The 26,537-nt window shown below is 41.8% G+C and carries 16 protein-coding genes; 2 read left to right on the top strand and 14 right to left on the bottom strand.

Translation table 11 applies throughout. The features are described from left to right. Positions 1-101: 101 nt before the first annotated feature. The 4 genes from dptH to ACUTVW_RS00135 form a co-directional block, all read right to left on the bottom strand. A complete protein-coding gene (gene dptH / locus ACUTVW_RS00150) occupies positions 102-5,327 on the bottom strand; it encodes a DNA phosphorothioation-dependent restriction protein DptH (protein ID WP_445643920.1) in 5,226 nt (1,741 codons plus the stop codon). Then, positions 5,308-6,696 carry a DNA phosphorothioation-dependent restriction protein DptG gene (gene dptG, locus ACUTVW_RS00145; protein WP_445643919.1) on the bottom strand — a complete coding sequence of 463 codons (1,389 nt, stop codon included), beginning with the start codon at positions 6,694-6,696 and terminating at the stop codon, positions 5,308-5,310. The genes dptH and dptG overlap by 20 nt, the downstream gene beginning before the upstream one ends. A 4-nt stretch (positions 6,697-6,700) precedes the next feature. Continuing rightward, complete coding sequence (dptF, locus tag ACUTVW_RS00140) at positions 6,701-8,482, bottom strand: DNA phosphorothioation-dependent restriction protein DptF (RefSeq protein ID WP_445643918.1); 1,782 nt, start codon at positions 8,480-8,482, stop codon at positions 6,701-6,703. A gap of 334 nt (positions 8,483-8,816) precedes the next feature. Next, on the bottom strand, positions 8,817-11,954 hold the full coding sequence (locus ACUTVW_RS00135) for a DUF3427 domain-containing protein (RefSeq protein ID WP_445643917.1): 3,138 nt from the start codon (positions 11,952-11,954) through the stop codon (positions 8,817-8,819). A 244-nt stretch (positions 11,955-12,198) separates the two neighbouring features. On the opposite strand from ACUTVW_RS00135, the gene ACUTVW_RS00130 reads away from it, so the two are divergent. Further along, positions 12,199-12,579 carry a hypothetical protein gene (locus ACUTVW_RS00130; protein ID WP_445643916.1) on the top strand — a complete coding sequence of 127 codons (381 nt, stop codon included), beginning with the start codon at positions 12,199-12,201 and terminating at the stop codon, positions 12,577-12,579. Positions 12,580-12,719: 140 nt separating this feature from the next. On the opposite strand, the gene ACUTVW_RS00125 is transcribed toward ACUTVW_RS00130, so the two are convergent. The 9 genes from ACUTVW_RS00125 to ACUTVW_RS00085 form a co-directional block, all read right to left on the bottom strand. Further along, positions 12,720-13,004 (bottom strand): DUF4183 domain-containing protein, encoded by a 285-nt coding sequence (locus tag ACUTVW_RS00125; RefSeq protein ID WP_221789241.1) that lies wholly within the window; start codon positions 13,002-13,004, stop codon positions 12,720-12,722. A gap of 82 nt (positions 13,005-13,086) precedes the next feature. Next, positions 13,087-13,887 carry a DUF4183 domain-containing protein gene (locus ACUTVW_RS00120; RefSeq protein ID WP_445643915.1) on the bottom strand — a complete coding sequence of 267 codons (801 nt, stop codon included), beginning with the start codon at positions 13,885-13,887 and terminating at the stop codon, positions 13,087-13,089. Between the two features lie 422 nt (positions 13,888-14,309). Next, a complete protein-coding gene (locus ACUTVW_RS00115; RefSeq protein ID WP_445643914.1) occupies positions 14,310-14,972 on the bottom strand; it encodes a hypothetical protein in 663 nt (220 codons plus the stop codon). Between the two features lie 99 nt (positions 14,973-15,071). Next, complete coding sequence (locus tag ACUTVW_RS00110) at positions 15,072-15,545, bottom strand: hypothetical protein (RefSeq protein WP_445643913.1); 474 nt, start codon at positions 15,543-15,545, stop codon at positions 15,072-15,074. A 20-nt stretch (positions 15,546-15,565) separates the two neighbouring features. After that, positions 15,566-15,868: a hypothetical protein gene (locus ACUTVW_RS00105; protein WP_445643912.1), complete on the bottom strand. Its 303-nt coding sequence runs from the start codon at positions 15,866-15,868 to the stop codon at positions 15,566-15,568. Positions 15,869-16,096: 228 nt separating this feature from the next. Then, positions 16,097-16,570 (bottom strand): hypothetical protein, encoded by a 474-nt coding sequence (locus ACUTVW_RS00100; protein ID WP_445643911.1) that lies wholly within the window; start codon positions 16,568-16,570, stop codon positions 16,097-16,099. A 3-nt stretch (positions 16,571-16,573) separates the two neighbouring features. Beyond that, a complete protein-coding gene (locus ACUTVW_RS00095) occupies positions 16,574-17,755 on the bottom strand; it encodes a WXG100 family type VII secretion target (protein ID WP_445643910.1) in 1,182 nt (393 codons plus the stop codon). A 208-nt stretch (positions 17,756-17,963) separates the two neighbouring features. Then, positions 17,964-19,418: a DUF2207 family protein gene (locus ACUTVW_RS00090; protein WP_445643909.1), complete on the bottom strand. Its 1,455-nt coding sequence runs from the start codon at positions 19,416-19,418 to the stop codon at positions 17,964-17,966. 185 nt (positions 19,419-19,603) lie between these two features. Then, positions 19,604-20,080 (bottom strand): DUF4362 domain-containing protein, encoded by a 477-nt coding sequence (locus tag ACUTVW_RS00085; RefSeq protein WP_445643908.1) that lies wholly within the window; start codon positions 20,078-20,080, stop codon positions 19,604-19,606. 196 nt (positions 20,081-20,276) lie between these two features. On the opposite strand from ACUTVW_RS00085, the gene ACUTVW_RS00080 reads away from it, so the two are divergent. Beyond that, positions 20,277-21,899, top strand: a complete 1,623-nt coding sequence (locus tag ACUTVW_RS00080) for a stalk domain-containing protein (protein ID WP_445643907.1) — start codon at positions 20,277-20,279, stop codon at positions 21,897-21,899. A gap of 236 nt (positions 21,900-22,135) precedes the next feature. Here the strand turns inward: ACUTVW_RS00080 and ACUTVW_RS00075 are convergent, their stop codons facing one another. Beyond that, positions 22,136-25,645, bottom strand: coding sequence for a glycoside hydrolase family 2 TIM barrel-domain containing protein (locus ACUTVW_RS00075; RefSeq protein WP_445644936.1), 3,510 nt, complete (start codon positions 25,643-25,645; stop codon positions 22,136-22,138). Positions 25,646-26,537 lie beyond the last annotated feature (892 nt).

The following is a 26,537-nucleotide window of genomic DNA, read 5'->3' as shown; positions in this document are numbered from 1 at the left end:
TCTTGCACATTTTTCATCCTAATACTATCAACCACTAATTATAAGGTGGAGCCTATTTTTTTGCTATAGCTTTCATTTCTGATTTCGAATATACAGAAAAACTAAAGATTCAACTCCCAGAACGCCTTATCCCGCATCGAAATCGGCTGTCCTGAACCAGCCTTTACGATACTATAATGCTTCTGCAACGATTTAATCCTACTCATGATATTATCTTCTTCTGATTTACTCTGCGTGCTGAAAACCATTCTAATCTCCTTCGCAGACAATTCAGACACATTATGCACAATCCAGGTCAAAATGTAATTCGCATAGTCATTATCAGAAGTTGAGAAATGGCTTAAGAATTGCGTAGATAGGATTGTGCCAACACCATACTCTCTCCCCTCCTTCAGAATCTTTTTAATCGAAGTGAAGTCTTTACTGAGGAAATTATCCGCCTCATCAACCAAGATCATTCGCGTAATTTCACGATAAGCTCCATCAATTGCACTGTGTCCAAACATTTGCATTTGGTTGTAGAAGACATCGAGTGTAATGGATACTACGAGGTTTTGAATACTCTCACTGTATCCAGACAGATTAATTACCGTGATCCCATCAATCATGTCGAACAATGAGACGGTTTTGGAGGAATCTGTTTCAAACACTTCGGTTTCATATAGCTCTTTCAGTGCCGCATACAGAGAATCAATTTTAGAGTTTTCTTTACTAGCATAAAGTTCGTATATATCACTCATCGTTGGAGCTGGTAAATCCCAAGTCGTAGAATCCCCTTTAATAATGCCTTTATTAGCGTATGCTTCCATCATTAAATCCTTCAATGTTATTGCTTGAACTTGTCCAAGATTGAAAGACCTTACAATTGTGTCTGTTAGAGAGTTACTTGTATGAAGAGGCAGCAACGGTTTAATAGGCTCTGCCATGTATAAAGACAAGGGATTAAACGGTAAATGAAATAGATTATATACCTTCGCATTTGTCTTTTCAGTAAAATCAGGCTTTATATAATCACCTTTATAGTCAAAAATCAAAATACCAATAGGAGTTTGATTCACGTTGTCACAGCTATTACGACTTAACTGCGTAATCAATGATTTCGTGAATTGAGTTTTGCCTGTTCCCATCGTTCCAATAATTCCTGTGTTCGTGTGCATAATTTTATCCGTTGAAGTAGGGAACCATTTCACTTCTTCTTTAGAAGTTGCATTATGTCCAAACAAGACTTCTAGTGGTTTTGCCGGGGCCTGTAAATCTACAGTTCTCTGAGACTTATCATTTATTTCATCTATTGAATTCTCATCAGATCTAAGCATAGTCGCTGCTACTTCATACATTCCCACTTCATAATGTCCGCTATTCTCAGCAACAAGTAGTGTCGATTCCTCAATATCTTGTGCTATTTCAAAACGTTTGGAAGGATCATATAAATTACTCAGTAATTGCTCAGGAGACAAATCCCCTTGATCGCTCTGTATATATTCCTTCATCTCTTCAACACTTTTGAGTATGAATTCATATCCACTTTGTTCGGGGTAGTCATAGACCATAACATCGTCGTTCATTTTAATATCCGTAAACACGACATCCTTTTTAAATGAAATTACAGCACCTTGGCCAATATACTGATCCAATGTATTTACAATCCTGTATTTATCATTAAGAAGATACTCACGAACATCACTTTCCGTAATTTTACTCCATGATTGTTCAGACCACACCGAATAAAGCTTCATTTTCTCTGCACTTGCAATTGCTAATTGCATAAAGAAATTACGATATAATACGGCTTGGAAACTCTTTTCATCACCAGTTAAAAACTCCATTAATAACTGCTTAGTTTCTTTTACTTGTTTTACCGCTTTCTCTTGCACGTTAGCACCGTTATGTCCTATCTTAACCTCAATAGGGTAAAAGTGAACAAACATCTCCTGATCAGAAGGTTCAATCCCAATTAATAACAGGTCATCACTGTATGAACCAAATTTCCCTAGTTTTTTAGCAGAAAATAAACCTTCAGATTGTCTTAATCCAGTCCCACCTGAGATTCTAAGAATTTCTTCCATTGAGATAGGAATCCATATAATATTGCTGTGTGCATAAGCAGCAAGGGATAGTTTTACTGCTGAAAGAATACTAATCTTTTCCTTTGGAAAATAGTTCTTCTGAGCCAACAATCGAAGCAACCAATTCCCATTAATAGCATTGAAAAAATTAATGATTGGAGGTAACACATGATCGTCTACATACAACCTCTGATGACCAAGGAATTCTTTAATTAAGCGTTGATATTGTTTTGATCGTCTGGTCACCGTGATCGCATCAAACCCACTCGAGGATGTATATTGATCACTGTAATGAATAACAAGCAGCTCTTTTTGAGCATCACTGTTCTTGAAGAAACTCAGATCTACTTTAGGCTCAATAAAAGTAACCCAATGGGCGGAATCGTAGACTTGATCTAATTGCTGTTTATGATCAGCAGAGATTGCAGTAACAATATTTATATCCTCTTGATAATTATCAAGAGTTCGGGCAACCCTCAGTAATGAATTCAACTTCGGTACCATTTTCAATAGCGGAGCTTCTTGTATTGGATAATATCTCGTTCCGAATCCCGTTTTATAATCTTCGTTGATGAATACAGAAGGAACACCTGAAACAAGACCGAATAATGAAACTCCAGTAATAATTTCCGCAGCATTGCTAGTAGCGATCTGTTCAATTTTATTCATCTGATAGAAAGTAACGTGACTGTACTCGTAATGATTAGTATCCGAACTTTTAGAATAAAACTTCACTTTATCTCGGAAAACATTCAATAATTCTTCAGCATGATATCCATCCAATTCCAATCGAAGATTGAACTGTTTGGCAATCTCTTCTGCATCTGTATATTGTGACATCTCCTCAAATACATTGTTGATACCTTTTTCAGCATAGATGTGAATTTCAATAGGTAGAAGATTCCCTTTTTCCAAATTATCTTTAAGTTGCTTCTTGTAGTATTCAAAAAGACCTTGAAGAATTTCCTGACAGTCCCCCATATTAATAGTATTAATTTTGAGGGGAGCACGACGATCTAATTCAAAAAGATATCCGAAATGGCCAGTAAACTCTTCGATTTTTTCTTGAACCAATTTACTTACAAATGTTTTGGATGACTCGAATCTTGGTAAACTTTGATCCAAGTAAGAAGCCCACTCATATGAATCCATCATTTCAATTGCCTTGTATAGTTTGGAATTGAAATTAACATAAGGCAATAAATTCGTTGGTCTCATGGAATGCAGCAATTCATCATTTATTAACTCATCACCCACCACTTCATTTAATTGTAATTGGTACGCCAAATGAAGAGGATGTAATGGTGTAAGTAGCCACTCTGGATTTATATGACTTTTCTGAATAGTTCCAATTAAAACAAGGTCTCTTTGGATCTGGTTTAATGACTGACCGTTTTGTAATTGTTCAAGCTCCTGTAAATACACATCTATATAGTTACGGGCTAGTGCAGTATAATCTGCATCAAAATAAGCTAAACTCGGGAGTAAACCGTTAGACCTGAAGTATCGCAATAAATCGCAGTATGCCTCTTTTAACGGTTCAGAAACTGAGATCGATTGAGGAACAATCTCTCCTAAGCTATCTTCTAGAAAAAACAAATGATTGGTTTCTAAAAGTTTTCGTTCCCTCTCTAAATTACGCTTGAATTCTCCTTGAGCATAAGTCTCTCTCGTTCCTTGTACAATCTTCATCTTCTCATTCTCTATGCGATAGATGAAGTGTTCTTGCTTTTCACGCTTTAGCTTCCACACACTAAAACCACCAATCGGAACAGGACGTTCAACTAAATCCTGCACAGCAAATGGAATGCCTGTGTGAGGAAGTTTAATATTAAAATAAATCATTTCTTCATCACTATTATTTTCATCATTACGAGATACTTCTAATTCCTGGTCCTCAGAAATGTCAAATGTGCTATGAGATTCTGTTAAATTAACTTTGGTGATTTCTGATGCATCTTTATTGAAAAACCAACGTTCCGCATCTGAATTAATTAAAAGATACGAACTTTTGGATTTTGATAACGTAATGGCATAAGCCGTTTGTATCGACTGAAGAAACTTGGGCTGAGTCTCAACCACTGTAATTCTAAATTCATAAGCTGGAGATACCTCTGTTTTGTATTTCACACCGTAAAATGTAGTTTGTCCAACTTCATGCTTTAAGCGTACGCGAATCTTTTTACCTGCTTGTTCCGCCAGTATTGAATGTTTAATTTTAGTTTCATTGATATACTGATTTTTGATAAAATCATTAAATGTAAATTCTAACGTGATATCTTCTTCTTGATCAGGATTGAACACGATAATGTTTCGTTTACGTTGCTTACTCTTGGTTTCGCCATCGGCCCTCTCCCAATACTCTAATCCTTCCAAAGTCAATTTCTTACCAGCCTCTACATACTCTAGACCTTTTCCTTCTAATTTTTTTTGATTCGATCTTCGTACTGAACCAAAATCAACATCCTGCCATGTCTCTGACTCCGATAAAATCTTAACCCCTTGATCATCAAAGTACCGCTCTAGACTGACCTCAGCAGAACCATATTGATGGGCAATTTCAACGTCACTATAAAGAGAATGATTTTCCTTTAGTCTTTCTTTAATTTCCTTAGGAGTTCTAGGGGTATTAAAAAGTTCGGCATCATAAAAAAGTCCAAAGTTTTTATATTCATGCTTTTCTAATTTCTCATTGTTCAGCACAGTAAGTATATTTTCGTAGTCAAATAAGTTCACTCTCTCATGAAGTCCTTGTTGGGCTTTCATTGACTCAATGGAGAAGTTAAGAACTTGTTTCTCTTCTGAGGATAGATTCGTTTGCTTCATCATTTCTTGCAAATCTTTTTCAATTGAATCAATATGAAAAGGCATACCTTCTTTTGCAAATGAAGTCATTCCTTGAACCAAACTATCTAAGTTTGAATTGTGGATTAAAAGCATAGCCAGATCTTCAAAATGTTCTTCATGTATGCCAACTTTATTCCTTAATGTTGTAAGAAAGTCTGGAGTGGTCTCCTCAATATTTGATGCGATTAATACCTTGGTTTGATCATAATCTAAAGTTTGAGATTGATAAAATCCATCCTCCGTTGGCATTGAGAACGGACTAACTCGATTCATACCCTTAATTTGATTTACTAGATTTACTACTTGTTCTTCACGTTCAAATTGAATATGATATTTTTCTCCTGCCTGAATATTAACGTCACTTAAAAAACGTTCCACGAGTTGAGCAAGATAACTATAAAAATGCTTTGACATAAATAGCATCCCCACTATCACTTTTTTTCTCTAGCAAATTCAACTTCTCGAAATACTCAATGATTGAAACCTGAGTATCCCTATCATAGATAATTCCTCTTACTTCGAATTGTTCAAATAGCTTCTTCAATCTGATTTTATGCTCATCTTTAATGATGATTTTAGTCAGGAATAATAAATAATCTGTATCCAGAATTAACATTTTTCCAGATCTCCCCCTAGATTTGAGGAATGTTCTCTGACAAAAATGTGTAAACCACATCTTATATTCGTTATACGGTTTGGATCGAAATGAATTATTGAACTGGTATTCAATCATTTGAAATAATATAGATAATTTATTTAACACAGGTAGGTCATATGTTTCGAGATTTAAGCTCATTTGACTCCACTTCACATCGGATAGCCCCTCACGATATTGCTCTATCACCTTGTCTACAGCTTCTTCGATTGCAAGAATTTCTTCATTTGTTCCTGTGCGAAGTACTTCAGCAATTTCTTGATAAGAAAGTACCTCCTCTACTCCCTCCACTGAAATATTAAGCATTTTATGAAAATTTACATGTGTAAACATTCGATTAATCGATCTTTCAATGTTTTTCCATCCGTATTCGTAACTAACTCTGGTTTTCGATAATCTTTCTTCTTCTTCAAATGTAAAATAAATAGGCACTATACTCTTCTCGTATTTGGCAAACAAAGCTTCATTTCTACGTAACATTTGAGTAATATAGAAAAAATAATAGTAAGATAGAAGTTTCTCAAATTGTTGAGTAAACAAATCCTGTTTCGTAGAAAGCCATTCAAAATCAACAGCAAATAATTCCGATATTTCTGGTAATAACACCGCATACTTAGGGGATTGTAACTCCTCACTCTTCAACACTGGTAGAGCTTTGAATATTAACGAACTCATCAAATCATCCGTCTGATGTTCTTCATTACTAATTTCCCATGCAGCGTTTCCATTCCATAAAACCGCAAAGAGAAACTCAGCCAACTTTCTGTTCTCGTTCTCAACCGTATTGATGTAATAAAGCGTCTGAGGATGGAATAAGAATAGTTGGTTGTTTTCGTCAATGAATAAAGTTCTAATCATTTGCTTGAATTCGTTTTTTTGATTTATATCTTTGAAATCAATAGATTTTAATACGGCTTCAACTAGTTGTTCGGGATTCGCTTCTGAGGACATTTTTTTTTGCCCCACCAGACGCAAAAACTCGCCTACAACTTCCTTAAGGTTAAATTGCATATCTTTAAATTTTGTATTGTAAGGTAAGAGTTCAACAGGAATTTTAGGATTATGCCTGATGGAAGAATCAAATTTGAACTTGTCTATAATGGTTTCTAAATCCAACTTAAACTCCATATTTTCACATCTCCGTATATGAATATTGGTCGAATAAATCATCGTAAGTCAGTCGATAACGCTGAGACTTACCGAACTTCTTGCTTTCAAAAATAAGCTCATTTTTGTCGTTCCCTATACTACTCAACTGATCTATGAATTCAACAAACTTGATATATTGGAATTTGTCCTTTTTATTCGGGCGATAACCGTTTTTGATTCGAATCAACAAAGAATATAATGAGAAATCGATGTCTATTTCAACGGGTGCTCCACCCTTAGGTCTGAAGGCAATCGTTAACATCGGCAAAAACTTCATTAAGACATCTTCTGCTCTAGCCTCTACTCGTTCAAGCGCAGGTTCAATCTCAAGTTTTTGTAAAGCATAATAGTGCGTCTGCGGTTGTCCAATCTGAACATAAATAAGTCCGCCATAGCCTTCACCATTCCATTTATAGATCGCATCACGAACGTCCTCTCTGTAAAGCTTGGATAACATACTCCATGATCTTCTATTCCAATGAAACAAGTAATTCATATATTGATCATAGTCCTGATCTTTAAACGAATCGTGTTGTTCCCTGGGAACCAAATAGTATAAATATACAAATAACTTAATTAACTCATTTCTGAAAGAAACGCTCTTTTTGTCCTCATCTTTCCATGGAGAATGTGGAACAAGAGATTTAGCAAAATATGGTGCTCTATTTACATCAATATATTGACTAAATAAATATGCCCCGTCCTTTCTAGACTTAAAATCAATTAGGTGCTGGTCAAGCAACTCTGTGCGATATTGCGTAGGATTAATATGATTTATAGCTTGATGTATAGCAGATGCATCCTCACGATCAAATAGTTGGAAAGGCAACAAACATGACGTGTAAGATTGAAAATCTTGATTTATGATTAATTCCATCAATTTCTCATGCTCTATGTTATCCATTGAAGAAGGAACTATAATATTGTATATAAAATCAAGCAGTGCCCGAGTAGAAATAATTAGTTTTTCTTTTACCATCGCTCGAATCAATAAATCAATGATTTTGTCCTGGATATCATCATATTGTAACAACTCATAATTTTGAAGAATTGGATTTTTCAAAGCTATTTCGGGATAATTATCTTTTTCTCTGAGATAAGCCTTGTAGAAAGGGTTTTGTTCTGTATTTTGAGTAATTCTTTGTAGAATCCCCTTAATGTAACTAGAGCGAGGACCATGTTCTGTTAGCTCATACATGTGATAATCACTGAAATTCACATATTTGAAAATGTGATCATCCTGAGACACTTCCTCTGTAATCACAGACTCCATAATTCTCTTTGCATGTACAAATTCTCTGAGCCGAGTGAACTCCCGCCCTTCCTCTGCATCAATAAAGTTATTAAGAGCACCTAGATTGATGGCTAAGACAATGGTTATATTTGAACCCTTTCCAATTTCATGATCTGAAAATGGCTTTAATATCTCAGCCAACGTTTCAATTGAAGTTTTCCGAGGAGAAAAACTCTCTGTTGCATCATTATGTAAATAAAACTTTGCTGGGTCCGCTAAAAAATCATATTTATCTTTTAAGTACGATAAGATATGTGATTTCCCATCACCCACTCCACCACACACCAATATTAACTGTGGTTCATTAGTTTGATTGGCATTAATAATAAAGTTTTCAAGTTCCTTTTCTACTGGCCTTTGAACGTGCATATATCTTTTAAATTCACTGAATCCTTCAAGATTTTCTACAGCCTCCTTCGAAGACTGTTTACAGCGCTTCAGAACATCAATGAAATGAATATTCGTAGACATGCCCCATCCTCCAAAACACTTATTAAAATCAACAAAAAAAGACATAGTTCCCCAATAGGAACCATGTCTGTCACCATACGCTGTTTGCTGTGTAATAGACCATGCTTTGGTCCCGCATACATGAAGTTGAAAAAGAATTACGGCTCAGTGCCATTTTGCGAAATCATAAATCAACAATAAACGACTTTTAATAGGATAAATATACCACACTTATGGTTCTTAAGGTATGAAATTAAGATTTATAGGTATTATTTCCAAGAGGCCTATATTGCTTCAAGTATGATTAGAACATTAAGATCAGTGTAACATAGTGGTTTTACGACAGTACTGATCCTCAAACAATACACTTATTCGCCACCGCCACCATCTTCGCTGGCATCTCTTCCCGCAGTCGCCATACAAAGCTCATGGGTTTGTTCCCTTCATGACTCACGTAATCCGCTTCACCCAGGAAGACAAATGGAGACGTATAACCATTCTCCTCCTTGTACTCCCGCACGAACAGTGCGATACGATTCCCCGTCTCCCGGTGATGAATATAACGCTGCGCCGTAGCCGTATGCTCCGACACCCTGCTCTGAGTCTGCCAGTGGAACAAGCGCTCGTTGATCGCATAATCCTCATACAGCGTGGAAGGAGAAAAGTCTTTGTCCGATTTGTTCAGTGTAATGAAGAAAATATCGGTCTGTTCATCGGCAAAATATTTGACGCCTTCGCGGAAGGTTGGCGATTGCTCGACATTCCAGTAGCCGAAGGCGGCGAGCACTTGGTCGATGGAGTACATACAGTGGATATCCAGTGGACAAGTGTACGGGAACGCATGGCTTTTATCCACAAATCGCAGGTGAGCCAAGTTATATTTGAAAATATCCACAAGTTCGGCCCGGAATGCTGCGCAAGACAGGACGCGTGTAACCCCTTCTTGAATGCTGCTTAGCCCCAGCTTCTCCGGTGCAGCCCGGTGGAAGGTGTAATAGAACATGATCAACATGCGCTGTTCATCAGCGTTTGTGGGCTCTTTGCCTTTTTCAATATAGTCGATCAGGAAATTCAACCAGCTTCGGGAATTAATCGTCAGCACAGATGGCAATCTGCGGATATATTCCTCTTGCTCATCCTCTACTGGCTCGGTTAGCCCCGCTTCGGCCAACAGCCCGCGGAAATACCTTTTGCCCGAACGACCACCATATAGTTCAACTAGTGTCATCCCGTGATGCTCTACAAAATGAGCGAGCGTCAGCGGCAGTCCAGTGTCCTGCTGGAACGTTTGCAGTTTCTGGATCAGTGCTCTGCGATTACGGCTCATCTGTTTCAGATTACGCATAACGTAATCCTTGGCCTGTTTTTCCAACTGAATAAACGTGCCACGAGGCAGATTCGAAAAGCCGTTCTCGACGTAATACGAGATGGAATGTTTGGTCGCGCCGATCAGGGCGCGGAATTTATCCTGGTATCTGTACTCCTGATGCGCTTGCCCGATGAAGTCGAGCACGGTCAGGCACTCTTTGCCTTCTGCCATCCGTAGTCCACGACCGAGTTGTTGCAGGAATACGGTTAAACTTTCGGTCGGACGCAGGAACAAAATCGTATTCACCTCAGGGATATCCACACCCTCATTGTACAGATCGACAACAAAAATCAGGCGCAGTTCTCCGTTCACCAGTTTTCCTTTTGCAGAATGACGCTCCTGTTCACTTGAACCGCCATGCAAAGCTATAGATGGAATACCAGCTTCGTTGAAAACTTTAGCCATATACAGCGCATGATCCACCCCTACACAAAATCCTAATCCTTTAACATCATCCAGGTCGGTGACGTATCGGTTCAGACTTTGCATGATCTGATTGGCACGGATTTTGTTATGGGTGTAGAGCTTCTCCAGTTCGTTCAGATCGTAGCCTTTACGTGACCATTTCACCTGAGACAGATCAACGGTATCCGTGACACCGAAATATTGAAACGGGCTAAGCAGCTTGCGGTCGATGGCATCCGTCAGACGGATCTCGGCGGCAATCGTATGATCGAAGTAGGCTGTAATATCTTTGCCATCCATACGTTCAGGCGTTGCTGTAAGTCCAAGCAGAATTTGTGGCTCGTAGTGAGACAACAGTTTCTGGTAGGAAGGTGCAGCAGCGTGGTGGAATTCATCCACAATGATATAGTCGTAATAGTCTGGGCTGGTTATGTCCGTTAACTTCATGGAGTTCAGACTCTGTATGCTGACAAACAGATGCTCCAGCGCCTCTGCGCGGTGACTCCCGACGTGTAACTCGCCAAAGTTCATGTCCTTCAAGATATACCGGAACGTGTCGCGGCTTTGCTTCAAAATCTCCTCCCGATGGGCGACAAAAAGAAGCTTGGCTCCCGCGCGGCTTGCGCGGAATCGCTTGTAATCAAAGGCAGAGATGACCGTTTTGCCAACGCCTGTGGCGGCGACGATCAGGTTACGGTTTCGTCCATACAGCGTGCGCTCGGCGTCAAGCTGTTCCAGTACTTCCTTTTGATAATCGTAGGGCTGGATGTCGAGGTGGAACTGTCCGGATGGGTCTTTTTTGCGGTTCAGGGCTGCTCTCAGCTGTGCCTCATGCTCCTGATCCTCAGGGATATACCTCGTAAATTCGCGGTCATTCCAGTAACTCTCGAAGGTCGCTTCGATCTTGCGCAGCACATCCAGGGAATCCTTCTCGGTCACCTTGAGATTCCACTCCATGCCACTGGTCAGAGCCGGGTTGGACAGGTTCGAAGAGCCGACATAAGCGGTGGTGAATCCCGTATCGCGGTGGAAAATATACGTTTTGGCATGCAGTCGCGTAACTTTGGTATCGTACGAAATCTGGATTTCGATGTTCGGTAATTTGCTAAGTTCGGTAATCGCCTTGAGGTCGGTAGCTTCCATATAGGTGGTCGTGATGATCCGTAGTTTGCCCCCACCTGATGTGAATTGCTGAAGTTGCTCCAGCAGCAGGCGAAGCCCGCTGAATTTGATAAAAGACACCAGCCAATCGATCCGGTCGGCGGTCACGATCTCTTTTTGCAATTCCAGAAGCATACTTGGTTCAGACTTGGCACCTGTGAATAACGAGCTTTGGGCAATTGGCGTATCCGGACGAATGATTTTGGTATCCCGAATGGCACGAATGCTGTTCAGCTTGGAATACACATGAGTCAGCACCTCCCCCTGCTCATCCAGTTGCAAGTCGTTATACTCCTCTTCCCCCAACGTGCCTTTCAGGGTTGCAATAATCTCATTGCAGGTTCGTATCTGCTCTAATACAGCCATTTTATCTTCCGTCTGTTCCCGTACAATCTCGAGCGCTCGCCGTGTCACCGCTGCCAAATACGTAGATAGTAGTTTACGCGCTTCCTCCGCATCCAGCTTCTCAGTCCCAATGTGATACACATCGGGGTCGAGCGCCGAAATCTCTTGTCTGGTGATGGTGTTGATAAGCTGTTCATATATACCTTGTTTCATGAATGTACCTCGCGCAGGTTAGGATGGTTGTGGATATGTAGTTGTGATCCATGATATTTCTTGGTATTGGTAAATATGGTCTCTACTCTATTATCGTCCAGCACGTGAGAATTTTCATTAGTTGTTTGGATGGAATAGCAAAATGCACCTCTACTTGTGGTATGGTAACATACTATATTACTATTTATTCGAAGGTTAGAAGTTAAACCAAGTATCACGGAAAAACGATACAAGGAGGATTAAAATGGTAACCAAAGTTATTTATTTATTTCTGTTATCTACTGTCATATTGTTTAGCATAGTTGGCTGTACAATAGAAACTAGCGCAACTCAAGAAATGGCTCAAACTTTAATGAAAGAGGACAAAAATAGTGATCTATTTTTAATCGAGTCGATTCTCTATAAAAAGGTCAAAACCGTTAACGAAACAGAATTTAAATCTGTAAACACTACTCCATATGGTCAAATATCTATGAACTATAAAAAAAATAAAAAGTTTCAATCCGGTATGGCTTCTGTGTTGCCTCCAGGCACAAAATTGTATCGTTCAATAGAACATCCTGAGTATGTATATTCCAGTGAAGAAAGCGGATATACAATGTATCAGTCTGTTCCTGAAGGCTAATCCAAATTTGTTGGATTTGTGGACCTTGTCATGCAATGAAGTATGCACAATCGCAAGCTGAATTCGTATTGAGCAAAAAAATGACTCCTATCAAAGATAGAAGCCACACATTAGTTTTCAAAAATCACTTCAAGCAATCCTTATGACACTACAAATTGTACGACAATTGGAGTACCATCATTTAATGCATCTCCACCGGGGATTGTAAGTGTAGTGGTGGTAACTGAGGATGTGTCAGCTGTTTGCATAAGGCCATTAACGTAGAGATTGTAGTAATTGAACGTGCCTGGAAAAGCTGTTGCGGCTGTACCTGCATCGTCCGTAAAAGCAGTCGCAGCAATTGCAAATGTTGCTCCGGTTCCTGTTCCATCCCCTATAGTCGCAGCGAATCTTAAACTGTTCTGAAATGGTGTAACAAGTGGCATGTTTCTCACCTCCTACCTGACATAGTATATGTAGTAGATTTGAGAGTAGTGAAGGCAGAGAGATGAGATGATATAACCATTTTCAATTATTTAGGATTACCGCTGTTAATTGAACGATCTCAATGATAACTGGTGTTTCAGCAAACAGGACACCGCTTTGAGACGGAATAAATAAATCATCTGCAGTTAACACATACGAATTGCCAGGTTGTACGATTCCATTAATATAAAGATTGTAGTAACTCGTCATGCCGATTCCTGCAAATTGAGATATACTTCCTCCCTCATCATTAACAAATTCACCAGCAGCAACTGTAACCGAGTTCGACAAATCCAAATCCGTGTCAGGGAAATAAAAGTAGCGGTCGGATGTAGGAATGATCTGAATTCCGGGGACACTGCCCGGTGGGCCTTGCTCACCCTGAGGCCCTGTTGGTCCCTGCACTCCGGGAGGCCCCTGCTCACCAGCCACACCCTGAGGACCAACCGGACCTTGAACTCCCGGACTTCCCGGTTCGCCCTGTTCGCCACGTGGGCCAGCAAGTCCCTGCACTCCAGGGGGGCCCTGCTCACCTGCGACACCTTGAGGGCCGACCGGACCTTGAACTCCCGTGCTTCCCGGTTCGCCTTGTTCACCACGAGGACCAGCAGGTCCCTGCACTCCAGAGGGGCCTTGCTCACCTGCGACACCTTGAGGGCCAATCAGGCCATGGGCTCCCGAACTTCCTAGTTCACCGCGTTCGCCGCGAGGACCAGCGACACCTTGTGCTCCTGAACTGCCTGCTTCACCCTGCTCACCCCGAGGGCCTGCCAAGCCTTGGGAACCTTGTTGTGAGATCAGTCCCTGCGCTGTAGGCAGACTGACTGTTTTGGTTTCCTCCATTTTAGCTGGGTCCAAATCAATAATGAGCTTAGAACAGGCGGAATTAACATCGCTTCTTTCAGGGAAAGCAATATTTCTGTGTCTGCGGGATACTTTCTTTTGTCTCATGCGCTGCTTGTAAGCACATCTTTTTCTTCCCAAAGCTTTACGTATGGCATATCGTTTCTTACGTTTTCTCGGAATATTGTTACAGCGTTTCGTTGAAGAGTGTCTCTTTCTTACTGAGTGAAGAGTCGTTTTCACCTTGTTCGTATGCTTCAAAGTCGCCACACTCCTTAGGCCGGTAAACACAGTATATATGCCCTATACTATGTCTTCAGCACATGCGGAGAGTGTGCGAATAACTATGACCACAGCCCAATAAAAAAGAACTACAAGCTTCTGCTATAGTCCTCCATTTCACATCCATACCCTTATTTTCTTTAATTGTATCTGGGATTCAACGCATCTCTCCAAACGTCATCTTCCACGAAATCAACATTTTTCTCCTTAAAATAAGATCGTGTCTCTTGCTCCAGATCATATAGTATCCGAGGCCAGTCCTTCTCTTCGATCACTGTCGTTTCAAAATCTCCGACGATATTCAACCACCGCTGATTTAACTCCTGGTAGTCCTGTATTCTGGTCTTAAGTTTTGGAGATACCGTACGATTGGTTTGATCCAACGGATCGAACGTCATATGCATTTGATGAAGTGTACGTGGCCATATGTCCTCTACTCCCAAATCGTTTATGAATAGTGGTGCGGGTTTTACAAGCCAACTGCTTTCCTGACCAAAACTGAGATTCATCAAGTTATACTTATCAATAATCTGTGACATAGCTCTGAGATTATAATGAAGCTGACGTGCCTGCTCTCCGTCCTCAACCATCTCGTTTATGATTTTGCCATCCTCCAGTATGAGGTTAAAAATACGATCATTAGTGATGATCGCACTGTTCATATCAACCATATCTTGACGGATATTCGAGGTTAGGTACTGTTCATACATTCTTTTTTCTTTGTAGAAACTGTAGGTTATAACAAGCAAGATCACAAACGCAAGGCAACAGCCGATCTTGAAAATTAGTTTTCTAAAGATCATGGCGAGATATTCTCCTTCGATTTTATAGTAAGAAGCACCTCTACGTTTATGGGGTAGAAGTGCCTTAAGTCTTTCATAGTTTTAGTTGTAAGATTTCATCTAAATCATTCTCGGGCCCATGTAACACCAACTGTTATTGTATGATTTTTTTATCCTTTTAAGATCAGGCAAAGTGTAGAACCACTCTTCCTCAATCCATACCTTCGAATCAGGAAACTCACTTAGAAAGGCAAGTAAGACTTGAAACAATAAATCTTCATTATCATCGAAATCATCAGAAACTATTGCTTTAAAATACTCATTTTGCATATTGTCCCAGTCAAAAGTCACGAACTGAAAATCATATGGTTCGTCATATAAACTAAAACTGATCGTTCTTGAGTAATGTTCCTTAAATGGCTTGTCACTGATGTATATTCGAGTATATTTTAATACTCCTTCAATGTCATATTTTTCGTCGTCACTGTCGAAAAACAAAGCTTCTTCTGTACAAAAGGTTTTAATTCTATTCAATAGATTATATGCCGGAGTGCTTTTTTTACATTTAAATACGATAAAAGATGAAATACTCATACATTCTCCATCCTCTTAACTCAAATCACTTTTTCACTACACCACTTAGGATTATAAGGTCTTTGACGTAGTCTTAAGATATCATCAGCCGTGTAGTGCCACTCGGCATCATCAAACCACAAGTAATCTTCTGGATTATCTTTAAAGTACTCTACTACAAACTTGTGAATGAATTCATACTCATGATTGATATTCACAATATCCAATGCCCAAAAATAATCCGTTGATTGAGTGAGCCACGTGAAACTATCATATGAACTTTCAACAACCTTGTTTGCGTTAAACGTAAAGTACCTAATTGTATCTTCATCTTCGGAACTCAACAGAGTCTCCTCGTCTACTTCGGATAGTGTGCCTTCCATTAGAAGACTTAGCACCGCTAGCTGATATCCCCTTGTCTAGGCTGCATCTATTCCTTGACCGCGTATAAAACAATATATTTACCTCTAACAAAGATAGACAAGCTTTCTTTGTCACCTTCAATAAAAAGGTTACACTGTGGATTATTAATCTTATTTTTGACAGTCAAAAATGAGGATTCCGTTACATTTCTAGCTTGAGAGCTCTTTTTCAATATAAGGATAATTAAGGATACTCAGCAGGCTTGGAGTAAAATATTTAGTTTGATACTTATCTAACCGATTATTGACCGTTAAAGAACCATTTTCCATTCTAAGTAACTGAGTGGAACCATCTTCTAATAATAATAGGTTCCCTTCCGTATCCTTCATAAGTTTACTAATCACTTTGAACAAATGGCCGATACCATCATTAAAAGTACGACCAAACAATTGAATTCTAATGCATACATTCAAAACCAGATTATAATGTTTTTGAACAAACGTGATATCAGAAATATCCTCAATCTCAATGAAAAATGTGAAAAATCTACAGCCAACTACGATTTCATCTTCGTTAATTTGGAGTGAACTGTTCTCCTTAACCGTTTCAGTAACATATTGATTAATCAATTCACCTAATGATTTACGGTCAAGCTTAGTTTGTAAAAATAACTCGTAATCCATCCATTAATCCTCCCCAAATACCCTAGTTATATTACCGTCTTTAACAAATAAAACTTCTTTTAAATTTTTCAGATCCCCATTTGGATTAGCTTTTCTAATAATGCCTTGAGTAATTTCACTAACTAGTTCAGTTGGAAATTCATCCAGATTAACAACAATTCTTTCAGCTTGAGTTTTAGTTTTCTTTGCTATGTTTCGAAGAATATTATCTACATTTGCATCGTTCATAGGAGAATAACAGTCAAAAACCTTCCCTTGTATTAAAAAGTCAGGATTGGAGTTTGCTTTAACTCCATATCCATTCCCACCATCTATTTCGTCTAACATTTTTATTTCATAACCTTTATCAGCTAAGAAGTTAGCTGTTTCATTTTGTTTTTTTATCCCGTGGGAATCACCTACACCGTAATTCCCCGTTGGCTTACTTCCTTTTGGTAGTGAAGGCTCTGTCAGATCTCCATGACCTACGCTACCTTTTTCCGTCTCCTTCTTACCTCCCCCACCTCCACCCGATTCATGACGTTCCTTTGGGTGTAAGGCTCTGCCGAAGATAAAATAAGAGAGGGCTTGGCCGACCATCGCACCTTTAACATAACCTGACTCGTCCTCATCGAGTTGCTTCTTCTTCTCATCCACAAACTGCTCGATGTCAGATCTTGCCGTTCCTGTGCCCCAAGCCGCATCCCAAGCAAATGCAAGTCCACGTCCAACATCGACTGCCTTACCTATAGTCATTGCATAAGCCAAACTGCCTAGTGTGCTTAACGGATTATAGATGAGTGCTTCGGCTGTCTCGCCCATACCTGTAACTGTGTCACCAATGGCTTTGTCCACTGCTCCAGTGAAAAAACTTGGTTTCAACTCATTGGGGATGTACAGAGCCACCTCACCTGTGCTGTCTGTCGTCCTGAAATTATTTGCAATGAAGGTAAACTCCTTCTGAATATTATCCAGCATGCCGAGTGTTGACGGGAAAACATGCTTGACCTCCATGAAATCCCAGAAGAACTTTTCTTGCGTAACCCCCGACCATTCGGATTGTAGCATATTAAGAGATTTATCCAGTTCACGAACCATTCGGTCCAAATCCAATTTACATTGCTGAACATAACGTGCCTTGGCATCCAATTCATCGGGGTGTACCTGAATCCGCAACATGCCGTTTTCACCACCAAACCTGTTCATAGTCGTTATACCTAAATTTTAACAAATGGAATTTATCTTTGGAATTGAACAGAAGGATCATTTTCTCCCTCAAAGATTCAGTAATTAGGTAACTACTCTAGTCAGCCAAGCTTGCACATGTACGCATACCCTATCTAATTTGATGTATTATTAGGCTCCCATATGAAGAACAGGCGTTCAGCGGAGGCATCATTTCAATCCATGATAATTAATCTCCACCACCGCCCGAGTCCCCGCCTCCGCCGGAATCCCGGCTGTCTGATCCGTGATGATGACCGTCCCCGCTGTAGCTATCCGTATTGACCGAAGTGTGACCGCTGCTTCCACCCGAATCAGGGAATATCGTGGCAAAGACATAATTGGTGCGATCAAACGGAAACTCTGCCGCAAACATCGGCCTGAATATGCCTCGCAGATGCAAAGCTAGCACCAATAGAGGTGTATGTTTTACTGTTGTTGATCCAGGTACACTGTTATCTGATGCAGGTTCACGATCCGCAAGGCGTCTGAGCTCTGGATCATGGTGTTGCTGTAACACAGACCAATCTGTTTTGCGTACGCATCGTGATCCAATGCCCAGCACCAGAGCGGTCTGAATGATCTGTTCCAACACTTCTGGCGACTCACTCAGGCGCTCGACTGGAATGCCCTTTCTGTATCGTTTACGCCAGTGACGCATAGAGGCCTCCCAATCCCTCTCAGATGGAGCCACTTCTCTAGCAGGCAAGAACAGACGAACAAAAATAGACAGAAATATAATACTGTATAGCGATGAAGTAAACGCTGAATTGCCGTTGATCGCCACGGTGAGGCTGATCATTAATCCTACACAAGCCGCTTGATAGAGCAAATGCACATGAATTTTCCGAATAACCAAAGACCAGATTACTACCGTAACTACCAGACCTATCACGCCCGGCACAGACACACGATCTACAAAACACACGATACCTGTAAGGAGCATCAGAATAGGAAACATGACATAGACAAGCAATCGCAAAAGCAACGGCGTTCGAATCAACTGTCCCCAGTCTCTCGTCTCCACGACTTGTTCCTTCCACGACTGAACGCCTTCGCTCAGCGCCTTTTCTTTAAGCCGGTAGTACTTCATGGCTTCTCTCCGCTTGCTTTCCCCTTCGCTTGGTCCGGCCAAAGCATCGAGTCTCAGCCGTTGTTTACCGAAACCATAGGTAGAGAATAGCCATTGTAGCAGACCCTGTTCATCCGGCGAACTGTTAGCAACCGAGGATTCCACACTGTACTCCAATGTTGTTTTGGGTCTAAGTTGAGGATTGCTTTCCCCTGGATCATTCCGATATCGTCCTTTGGTTTTCACAACTCGCATCGACAATATGCCTTTACGAATTAACTGGAACATGGTCGCCTGCGTGTCCTTCAACTTCAGCCTGCCCTTGCTCCGCAAATAGGCGAGAAACAGTGGGTCTGCTTGCTCCACTTCTTCGTCTGTGAAAGGTCCCTTGCTCAAGCGAGCCCTCACCCACAGCAGTAATTGAACAACAATGATACCCAGAAGCACCCACATGATCCCTTCCATAAACTGTTTCAACCATGCCTCCTGCAAGATCGGGGCCAGCTGTCTCTGGACAAGAACCGAATGATAGAACTGAGATGAAGCTTGCCAATCTGTTAGTACATCTCTCATGTGATGACCCCTTTCATAGGAAAAAATAAAACTTCGGCAATCTACCCTACTCTATATAAACCTGTTCATATCCCAAAAGAATCCCACCAGAGCACCCTTTTTTATCGCTGCGCCTTTCAGTGTTCATTCTTAAACATTCATCATTCATGTTTCATAATTCATCATTCGTAACTCTTATCTTCCTTCTACATCTTTGGAAAGTAGAAACTATTTTGCTTCTCACAACCGGTTAAAACGTACACTGATTCTCCTCGCTCCATTTTGGTCAGTTCCACTCCCTTGCAAGTATTCGTCATGATCTCTTCTCTGGAGCCATACTTATCTCTTGTGGCATCATAGGTGGATTGAAACAGCGTACCGTCATAGATTAGCTCATGGATGATGGGATCGCCTTCAATCGTATACATGGTGACCCGGACATGATCCGGTTGATTCTGTTTCACATTTTGCATAAAAGACTCCCACTTATCTCGGTTTCGCATCTCTCCGTGCAGGAAGACAACATCTCCACTTTCTTCTGCTTGCTCCGCCTTATGCGGCTCAACTATAGCAGGAAAAGGATTTTTCTTCTCTACCGGATCGACAGTCTGCTGCGGATCATTCGAACTACACCCTGTTACAAGTACAGTTGCTAAACATAACATAATTAAATATTTTCCCATTGCAATCACCTCATATGTACAACGTGACCTGGACTGGATAAGTTACATTTTTTGAAAGAGAGTATACGGAGTGACCCACATTCCCTGAGATTTTTCATGAGAACTCTCTCCATTTGGCGTAACTTTCATCCTTGTTCATACGTTTATTTAATATCACATCCATTTTTACCATACCTTTCAAAAAAGAGGCGATCTCATGAATTTAGATAGTCAGATCAATCATGTAACAACAGAACAAGCAGGATCCTCTTCATCGCGAGTAAAGCCAGTTCCACAAAGCCAATCGTTCCGCCGCGTCGGTAAAGTCATGATTTCAGCTGGAGTTGTCTCTAGTCTGATCTTGGGTTCGCTCCCTTCGGTGTCCACTACATATGCATCCAATGACAAGCAAACTTCCACAGGAAGCGTTCCGGATCGTACAGTGTCGGTACTCTCTCTCGCCTCTCCTTCCAAACCCTCTGTGACTTCGAATACAACTCAGAAACTCCACTACACAGAAGTAGCAGGTGGTTACTATTACACGGTGGCGTTAAGAAGTGACGGTTCTGTCTGGGCATGGGGCCGAAATCTGTTAGGAGAGCTTGGGATCAGCGACACGGTAAGGTATCGCCATACATTCAGTCCTGTCCGTATTCCGCACTTATCCGCTGTCACAGCCCTCTCTACTTCCGGTGAAGGGTACAGTGTAGCCGTTCAAGCAGATGGAACCGTCTGGCAGTGGGGAGCTGGCAGAACGCCCAGCCAAGTTCCTGGAATCACTAATGCTACACGTGTGACCGCAGGACCCTTCACAAGCGTAGCCCTTCTTCGGAATGGGACCGTTCAATCCTGGCAGAAACCATCTCCGAAACTCCCAGGCACCTCAAACGAGGATGCCACACGGAAGCCTATCCTGTACCCGATTCATGGATTAAAAGACGTAGTGCAAACCACGCTCTCCGGTAACGATGGATATGCACTCAAGAAAGACGGCTCCGTCTGGACATGGAAAGAAGCGGATGGATCTGACCGTAAGCCTTCCAAAGCAAAGCTGATTAAAGGTCTAAGCAAAATTACGTTCATCACGAGTAATGGCGGGGATCTGCTCGCCCTCGATTCGGAAAGTAGAGTCTGGCGACTGAGTTTACAAGGAAAAGCAAAATGGATTCCATATCATCATGAACTCCAAGTGAAGACGTTGGATGCTAACACGAATTATGTACTTCTGGTGACTACAAAAGGCGAGGTATACAGCTTCGGGAACACCGTAACAGGCAAACAAGGGAAAATAAAGCAGTTATCGGATATCAAAGATGTGTCTGCCGGGTACTACCATAGTCTTGCACTTTCCTCCGATGCAAACGTCTGGGGATGGGGTGGTGACAAATATCAGGAGGCAGGTGCGCCGGCTACATCTTCGGGAGGCATGGTGTACATCCCTGTTCAAGCTAAGCTAGGTACAGATATCTATGTGAATGGCAAGTTACTACAATCCGTATATCCTGCAGTAGAAACGAGCGGAACGCTCCAACTTCCGATCAAAACGATTGCGTTAGCACTTGGAGCCGAATTCCAGGTGCATTCAGCGGAGGGATTCATAAGTCACTATACATTAAAATATAATGATCGGATCATTGCGATCAAGCCGAATGAACTGCAATACACGGTATCCACCTTGAATAAGCTTCATTCGCAAGAAGAGCAGGTTGGAACAATGAGCGAGCCCACCAGCATCTATTCGGGGGCTACCACAGCACCTTATGACATGTTGCGGGGGCTTGGGCTGGACGTAACCTGGGATAGTAACACCGCCAAAGTAACGATTGATGAAGTGAAATGACGGAAGATAATACCCTCACATAGACAAATTAATTAACACTTGTAGCAAGCTTAGACAGCTAAGCATACACACGAACTGAAAAAATCCTCCCGAAATCAGTAGCTGTTAAGAAGCAGCATCTGAGATTTGAGGAGGATTTTTGTATCTATTTATGCAAGAGGCGGTTTCTGATATAAACTTGTATTTTTCGTACGTTTCCTTGTGCATGGTACTTAGGTGTATGTGCTCTTCCTTATTTACTTCTCAAACCGGAACCAGCCAAAGTCAAACTGACTACCTGGCAGAAAAATAAAAGTTACCTTTTGCTCCCCGTATACCGGTTCTAATTCAAATGTCCGTTCCTCGTACCATACGGATTGAGTAAACTCCACCAGTTGGTTGCTCTGCCCGTCCGCACCCGAGAAGCGGATATGAATCGTGTTTTTATCTATCGCTGAAGCGCCATAGATCACTAGTTTGGATGCTCCTACACTCGTGAAATCCATCTGCTCAAACTCCAGTGATACGTTGTTCCCGATGCCTTCCACACGGCTATTTTCAATCGTAAATGTATCTCCATATAGATGATCGCAAGACGCAGCTGTATTGGTTTCAAAGGCTCTGCTTTGCGGTTCAAATGAAAAGCCCTTAATATGAATCTTCTGTTTCAGCACAAAGCAGATCGACGTAATGCCGCTGAGTCGTTTGGACAGACGATACGTCTCCTCCTGGTATACATTCCATATCGATTCCTTGTCGTACACGACATCGGCAATCATCACACTGCCCTCTTCACCCGGCATGCCTTCCCAGATTTGAATGAAATATGTTTCACTCGACAGCGCAAAAATGGGAATCGTGATCGTATCCGAGCCGTATGGGCCGAAGTCGATATTGCGGAAGCCCACATGAGTTTCGCTGTCCCTGCTGGTAGCTACGCCACGTTCATTACCGTTGCCCACATCACCTTTGGTATAGTCGTACAGACCACCTGAGATAAATCCATATGGATCTTTGTAGGCTGTACCCAAACCTTCTGCCTTGAACTCCAGTTGGGAGATGAGTTTGGGTTTGTCTGTACCGTTGTTGCTGGTTGCACGCAGGCGGAACGCCCCGTCGCCCATAGCTGATACTCTGACCACATGCCTTTTCTCGTCCAAGTCTATACTCTGTGAACCTGGCTCGTCGCCCGTTCCAGAAGTGATCACTTCCACCTTGGCAATATTGGACACGATACCAGCATCATTTACAACAGACCATTGCACATCCCGATAAGTGGTATTTTCCGGGTACAGTTTGGCTGTAACCATCACTTCCGGGTTAGAGGCATCAAGGATCTGTCCCGATTCACTGATGATTTCAATTTTCCGCAGAGGGGTTTCCTGAGCGTGACCCGTCAGTACCGGACGCTTTTCATTTTTCATGAAGACAGGTTTTGCATCCACTGTTATGGATTCGCGCCCCTCATCCGCTACCTTAGATTCGAATGTAGCTGTTGCTCCTTCTAACCCTTCCGAAGACACTTCGACCTGGATTGTTCCTGCCTCATTCGTCGATCCAATAATCGCCATCAGCTTACCGCTGAACAATCTTCTGCTAAGCCCTTTATACGGGTCATAGTCCGTGCTATCCCCGTTATCCAGACCGAGCAAACGTCCCGCACCAGACACCGTCACCTGCACACGATTATTGGCATTGTGTACCGGATGGCCTGCTTCGTCTTCCACTGTAATCTCTACATAAACGAGGTCTTTTCCGTTAGCCTGCAACTCCTGACGATCTGTCGACAGGCACACTTTCTTCGCATCGGTAAAAGAACGCTGTACATCGGTGGCAATCACCGTACCATGCTCATCGTAAGCAATGGCCTTCAGCTCACCTTCTTCAAAAGGTATTTTCCACCAGCCGGACAACTGGGTTCCATGAGCATGGTCGATATCATACGTGCCGATGGTTTCACCATTGAGCTGCAATTCAATTTTGGGCGCGTTACTGCACACACGTACATCAATGATCTGACCAGGGCTAAAATCCCAGTACGGGAATAGATGCACCATTGGATTTTTTTTATAATCCGTCCAGGCAGCTTGATAGATGTAATAAGAGTCTTTCGGGAACGTGGCTGTGTCCAGCTGTCCAAAATACGAATTTTTCGTATGATACGGCGTCGGTTCGCCAATATAGTCAAACCCTGTCCAAAGGAATTGCCCCAAGGAAAACGGATGATCGCGCTCAGCTATAATGCAATACTCCGGCGATTTCGCTCCCCAACTGGTCGTACTGTTTCCGAGTGCCGAGCACTGCTCGTCATCATCATCCAGAACGGGTTGTTCATAAGGGAAGTGATAAATACCACGGCTTTGCACAACTGAAGAGGTCTCACTACCATAGATAATCCAGTCCGGATGCTCGGCATGATGCTGGTCATAATATTTTTCCGCATAGTTGTAGCCAGCCAGCTTCACGATATCCGCACATTTCTGAGCATTTTCCCAAGGCATGTAGTTCGAACCAATCGTCACCCGTGCGTTTCCTTTCGGATCAAATTCCTGCACATACTCCATCAGCATGCGCGTCACTTCCTGCCCACGCTCATCCGCATGGGTATCATAGATTTCGTTCCCGATACTCCACATGATCAGACTGACGTGATTCCGATCACGTCTCACCCAACTTCTTACGTCGGCATGTGCCCACTCGGTGAAAAATCTGGCATAGTCATACGGCGTCTTCGCCCGTTCCCACATATCAAATGCTTCGGACACCACCAGCATGCCCATCTCATCGGCCAGTTCCATGAACTCTTTCGCCGGCATGTTATGCGCGGTTCGAATCGCGTTGACTCCCATCTTTTTCAGCAAAACAAACCTTCTTCTCAGCGCTGCCACATTAAACGCAGACCCTAATGCGCCGAGATCATGGTGTTCGCAGACACCATTCAATTTCATTTTGACACCGTTGAGATAGAAGCCTTCGCTGGCATCCAGTCTGACCTGTTTGAACCCGATTCGCTGTGGAACAGACTCGATAAGCTCCTCATGTTGCTCTCCCGAGATCAGACGTAGTTCTGTTACGAGATCATATAAGTGGGGAACATCCGGGCTCCATAGGTTGGGATTGAGCACCCTAAGCTGCTGGCTATTCAAGTATCTATTCTCATGTACCTCTGCATTTGTATGTGTTGTTAACTCATCGCGTTCATCTGCATCTACCTTTGCCAGAATCTCCGCTTGAGAAGATGCGATAACCTCGCCATTGTACCAAAGCGTGTGAACCAACCGCGCACGTTTATTTTGCTCCAGAGACAACTCCGTATCTACTTCGACCTGCCATCCATCCGGCTGCTGCTGCATCGAGACATAGATTCCATCGGTCATAATATGATTACGGCTCCTTGTTCTCAGCCATACATTCCGATAGATACCCGCCCCGGAATACCATCTGCTATTCGGACTCTGATGCACAACTTTAACCAGAATTTCATTATCGCCATCAACCAAAGCATCCGTAATTTCATGCTCAAACGCAGAGTATCCATATTTCCACTCCCCAACGAGCTGTCCATTCACGTACACGGTCGAATCCATATACACCCCGTCAAAACACAAAAGCACCTGTTGCTCATCCTTCGTATATTCAAACGTTTTGCGATACCATCCAATACTATTCTCATATAAATCCAATGTATCGTAGATCAGCCAGTCGTGGGGAAGCTCAACCGCCTCAAAAGAAAGCTTAGTAAGATCGGTCAGGCCATTAGCATTCATAAGATTAGTAGTACGAGTAAAATTAACAGTACTAGCAAGATTAGAAGTACTAGCAAGATTAGAAGTGCCAGGAAGATCAGCAGTATCCGTATGGCCAGTAAGATTCGCAGAATCAGGAGGATGAGGAGTATCCGTAGAGTTAGGAAGATTAGGAGTATCACTAAAATCAGTACAATCCGTATGAGTACGATCCGTACGATCAGTCAACATGGAAACGCTTAGATCACTTTTTGCAAATTGCCATCCATCATTAAAAAGTCTCTTCTCATTCATACCATATCTCACTCTCTTCTGGTTGATTAGTTACTACGTTTCAGTCGATTTCATTCATTTTACGAAAACCTTTTCGTTATGATGTAGAAAGTATATCACATAATAGAAATAATGCACTGTTTATGCTAATTTACTCTATACACCAAACTTACATTTATGTAATTAACCAGATATTGAAGTGAACGTTTTCATACAACGTATTAATTACTTTCCACATTAACCTAAGGTCACTTTCGACATCAACCTAATGTCACCCTCCACAACGAAGCCAACATCAAAAAAGGCGACCCGACAATCGGGTCACCACTTACGAATACTCGTATAATACCAGAAGGACTGTTCTCTTCAGATCACCCTAACTATTAAGCTTCCCCTATTCTACCTGCACACTTTTCTAACGATCACCAGAGACGCTATTTGGGCAAAAACACACCGTTTTATGTTCTAACGATCTCAGGAAACCCTATTTTGAGTAAACGATGCGAAAATAGGTGTTAATCATGTGTTTTTGGCGATATAAGCTTCCTGGTGATCGTTAGAATTCCAGAGAACCCCATTTCGCTCAAATAAGCTCATCTGAGATCGTTAGAATTTTTCTGGTATCGGAGGAACACTTTAC

It is taken from the genome of Paenibacillus sp. TSA_86.1 (assembly GCF_052691815.1).
The sequence above is the reverse complement of the archived record's forward strand: the minus strand, read 5'-3'. Positions and strand labels throughout refer to the sequence as shown.

Coding starts and splice junctions, on each gene's coding strand:
- ACUTVW_RS00130 (WP_445643916.1), top strand. CDS start 12,199: ATGGTAACCAAAGTTATTTATTTATTTCTGTTATCTACTGTCATATTG.
- ACUTVW_RS00090 (WP_445643909.1), bottom strand. CDS start 19,418: ATGAGAGATGTACTAACAGATTGGCAAGCTTCATCTCAGTTCTATCAT.
- ACUTVW_RS00080 (WP_445643907.1), top strand. CDS start 20,277: ATGAATTTAGATAGTCAGATCAATCATGTAACAACAGAACAAGCAGGA.
- ACUTVW_RS00095 (WP_445643910.1), bottom strand. CDS start 17,755: ATGAACAGGTTTGGTGGTGAAAACGGCATGTTGCGGATTCAGGTACAC.
- ACUTVW_RS00115 (WP_445643914.1), bottom strand. CDS start 14,972: ATGATCTTTAGAAAACTAATTTTCAAGATCGGCTGTTGCCTTGCGTTT.
- ACUTVW_RS00110 (WP_445643913.1), bottom strand. CDS start 15,545: ATGAGTATTTCATCTTTTATCGTATTTAAATGTAAAAAAAGCACTCCG.
- dptF (WP_445643918.1), bottom strand. CDS start 8,482: ATGTCTACGAATATTCATTTCATTGATGTTCTGAAGCGCTGTAAACAG.
- ACUTVW_RS00085 (WP_445643908.1), bottom strand. CDS start 20,080: ATGGGAAAATATTTAATTATGTTATGTTTAGCAACTGTACTTGTAACA.
- ACUTVW_RS00120 (WP_445643915.1), bottom strand. CDS start 13,887: ATGGAGGAAACCAAAACAGTCAGTCTGCCTACAGCGCAGGGACTGATC.
- ACUTVW_RS00075 (WP_445644936.1), bottom strand. CDS start 25,645: ATGAATGCTAATGGCCTGACCGATCTTACTAAGCTTTCTTTTGAGGCG.
- ACUTVW_RS00100 (WP_445643911.1), bottom strand. CDS start 16,570: ATGGATTACGAGTTATTTTTACAAACTAAGCTTGACCGTAAATCATTA.
- dptG (WP_445643919.1), bottom strand. CDS start 6,696: ATGGAGTTTAAGTTGGATTTAGAAACCATTATAGACAAGTTCAAATTT.
- dptH (WP_445643920.1), bottom strand. CDS start 5,327: ATGTCAAAGCATTTTTATAGTTATCTTGCTCAACTCGTGGAACGTTTT.
- ACUTVW_RS00135 (WP_445643917.1), bottom strand. CDS start 11,954: ATGAAACAAGGTATATATGAACAGCTTATCAACACCATCACCAGACAA.
- ACUTVW_RS00125 (WP_221789241.1), bottom strand. CDS start 13,004: ATGCCACTTGTTACACCATTTCAGAACAGTTTAAGATTCGCTGCGACT.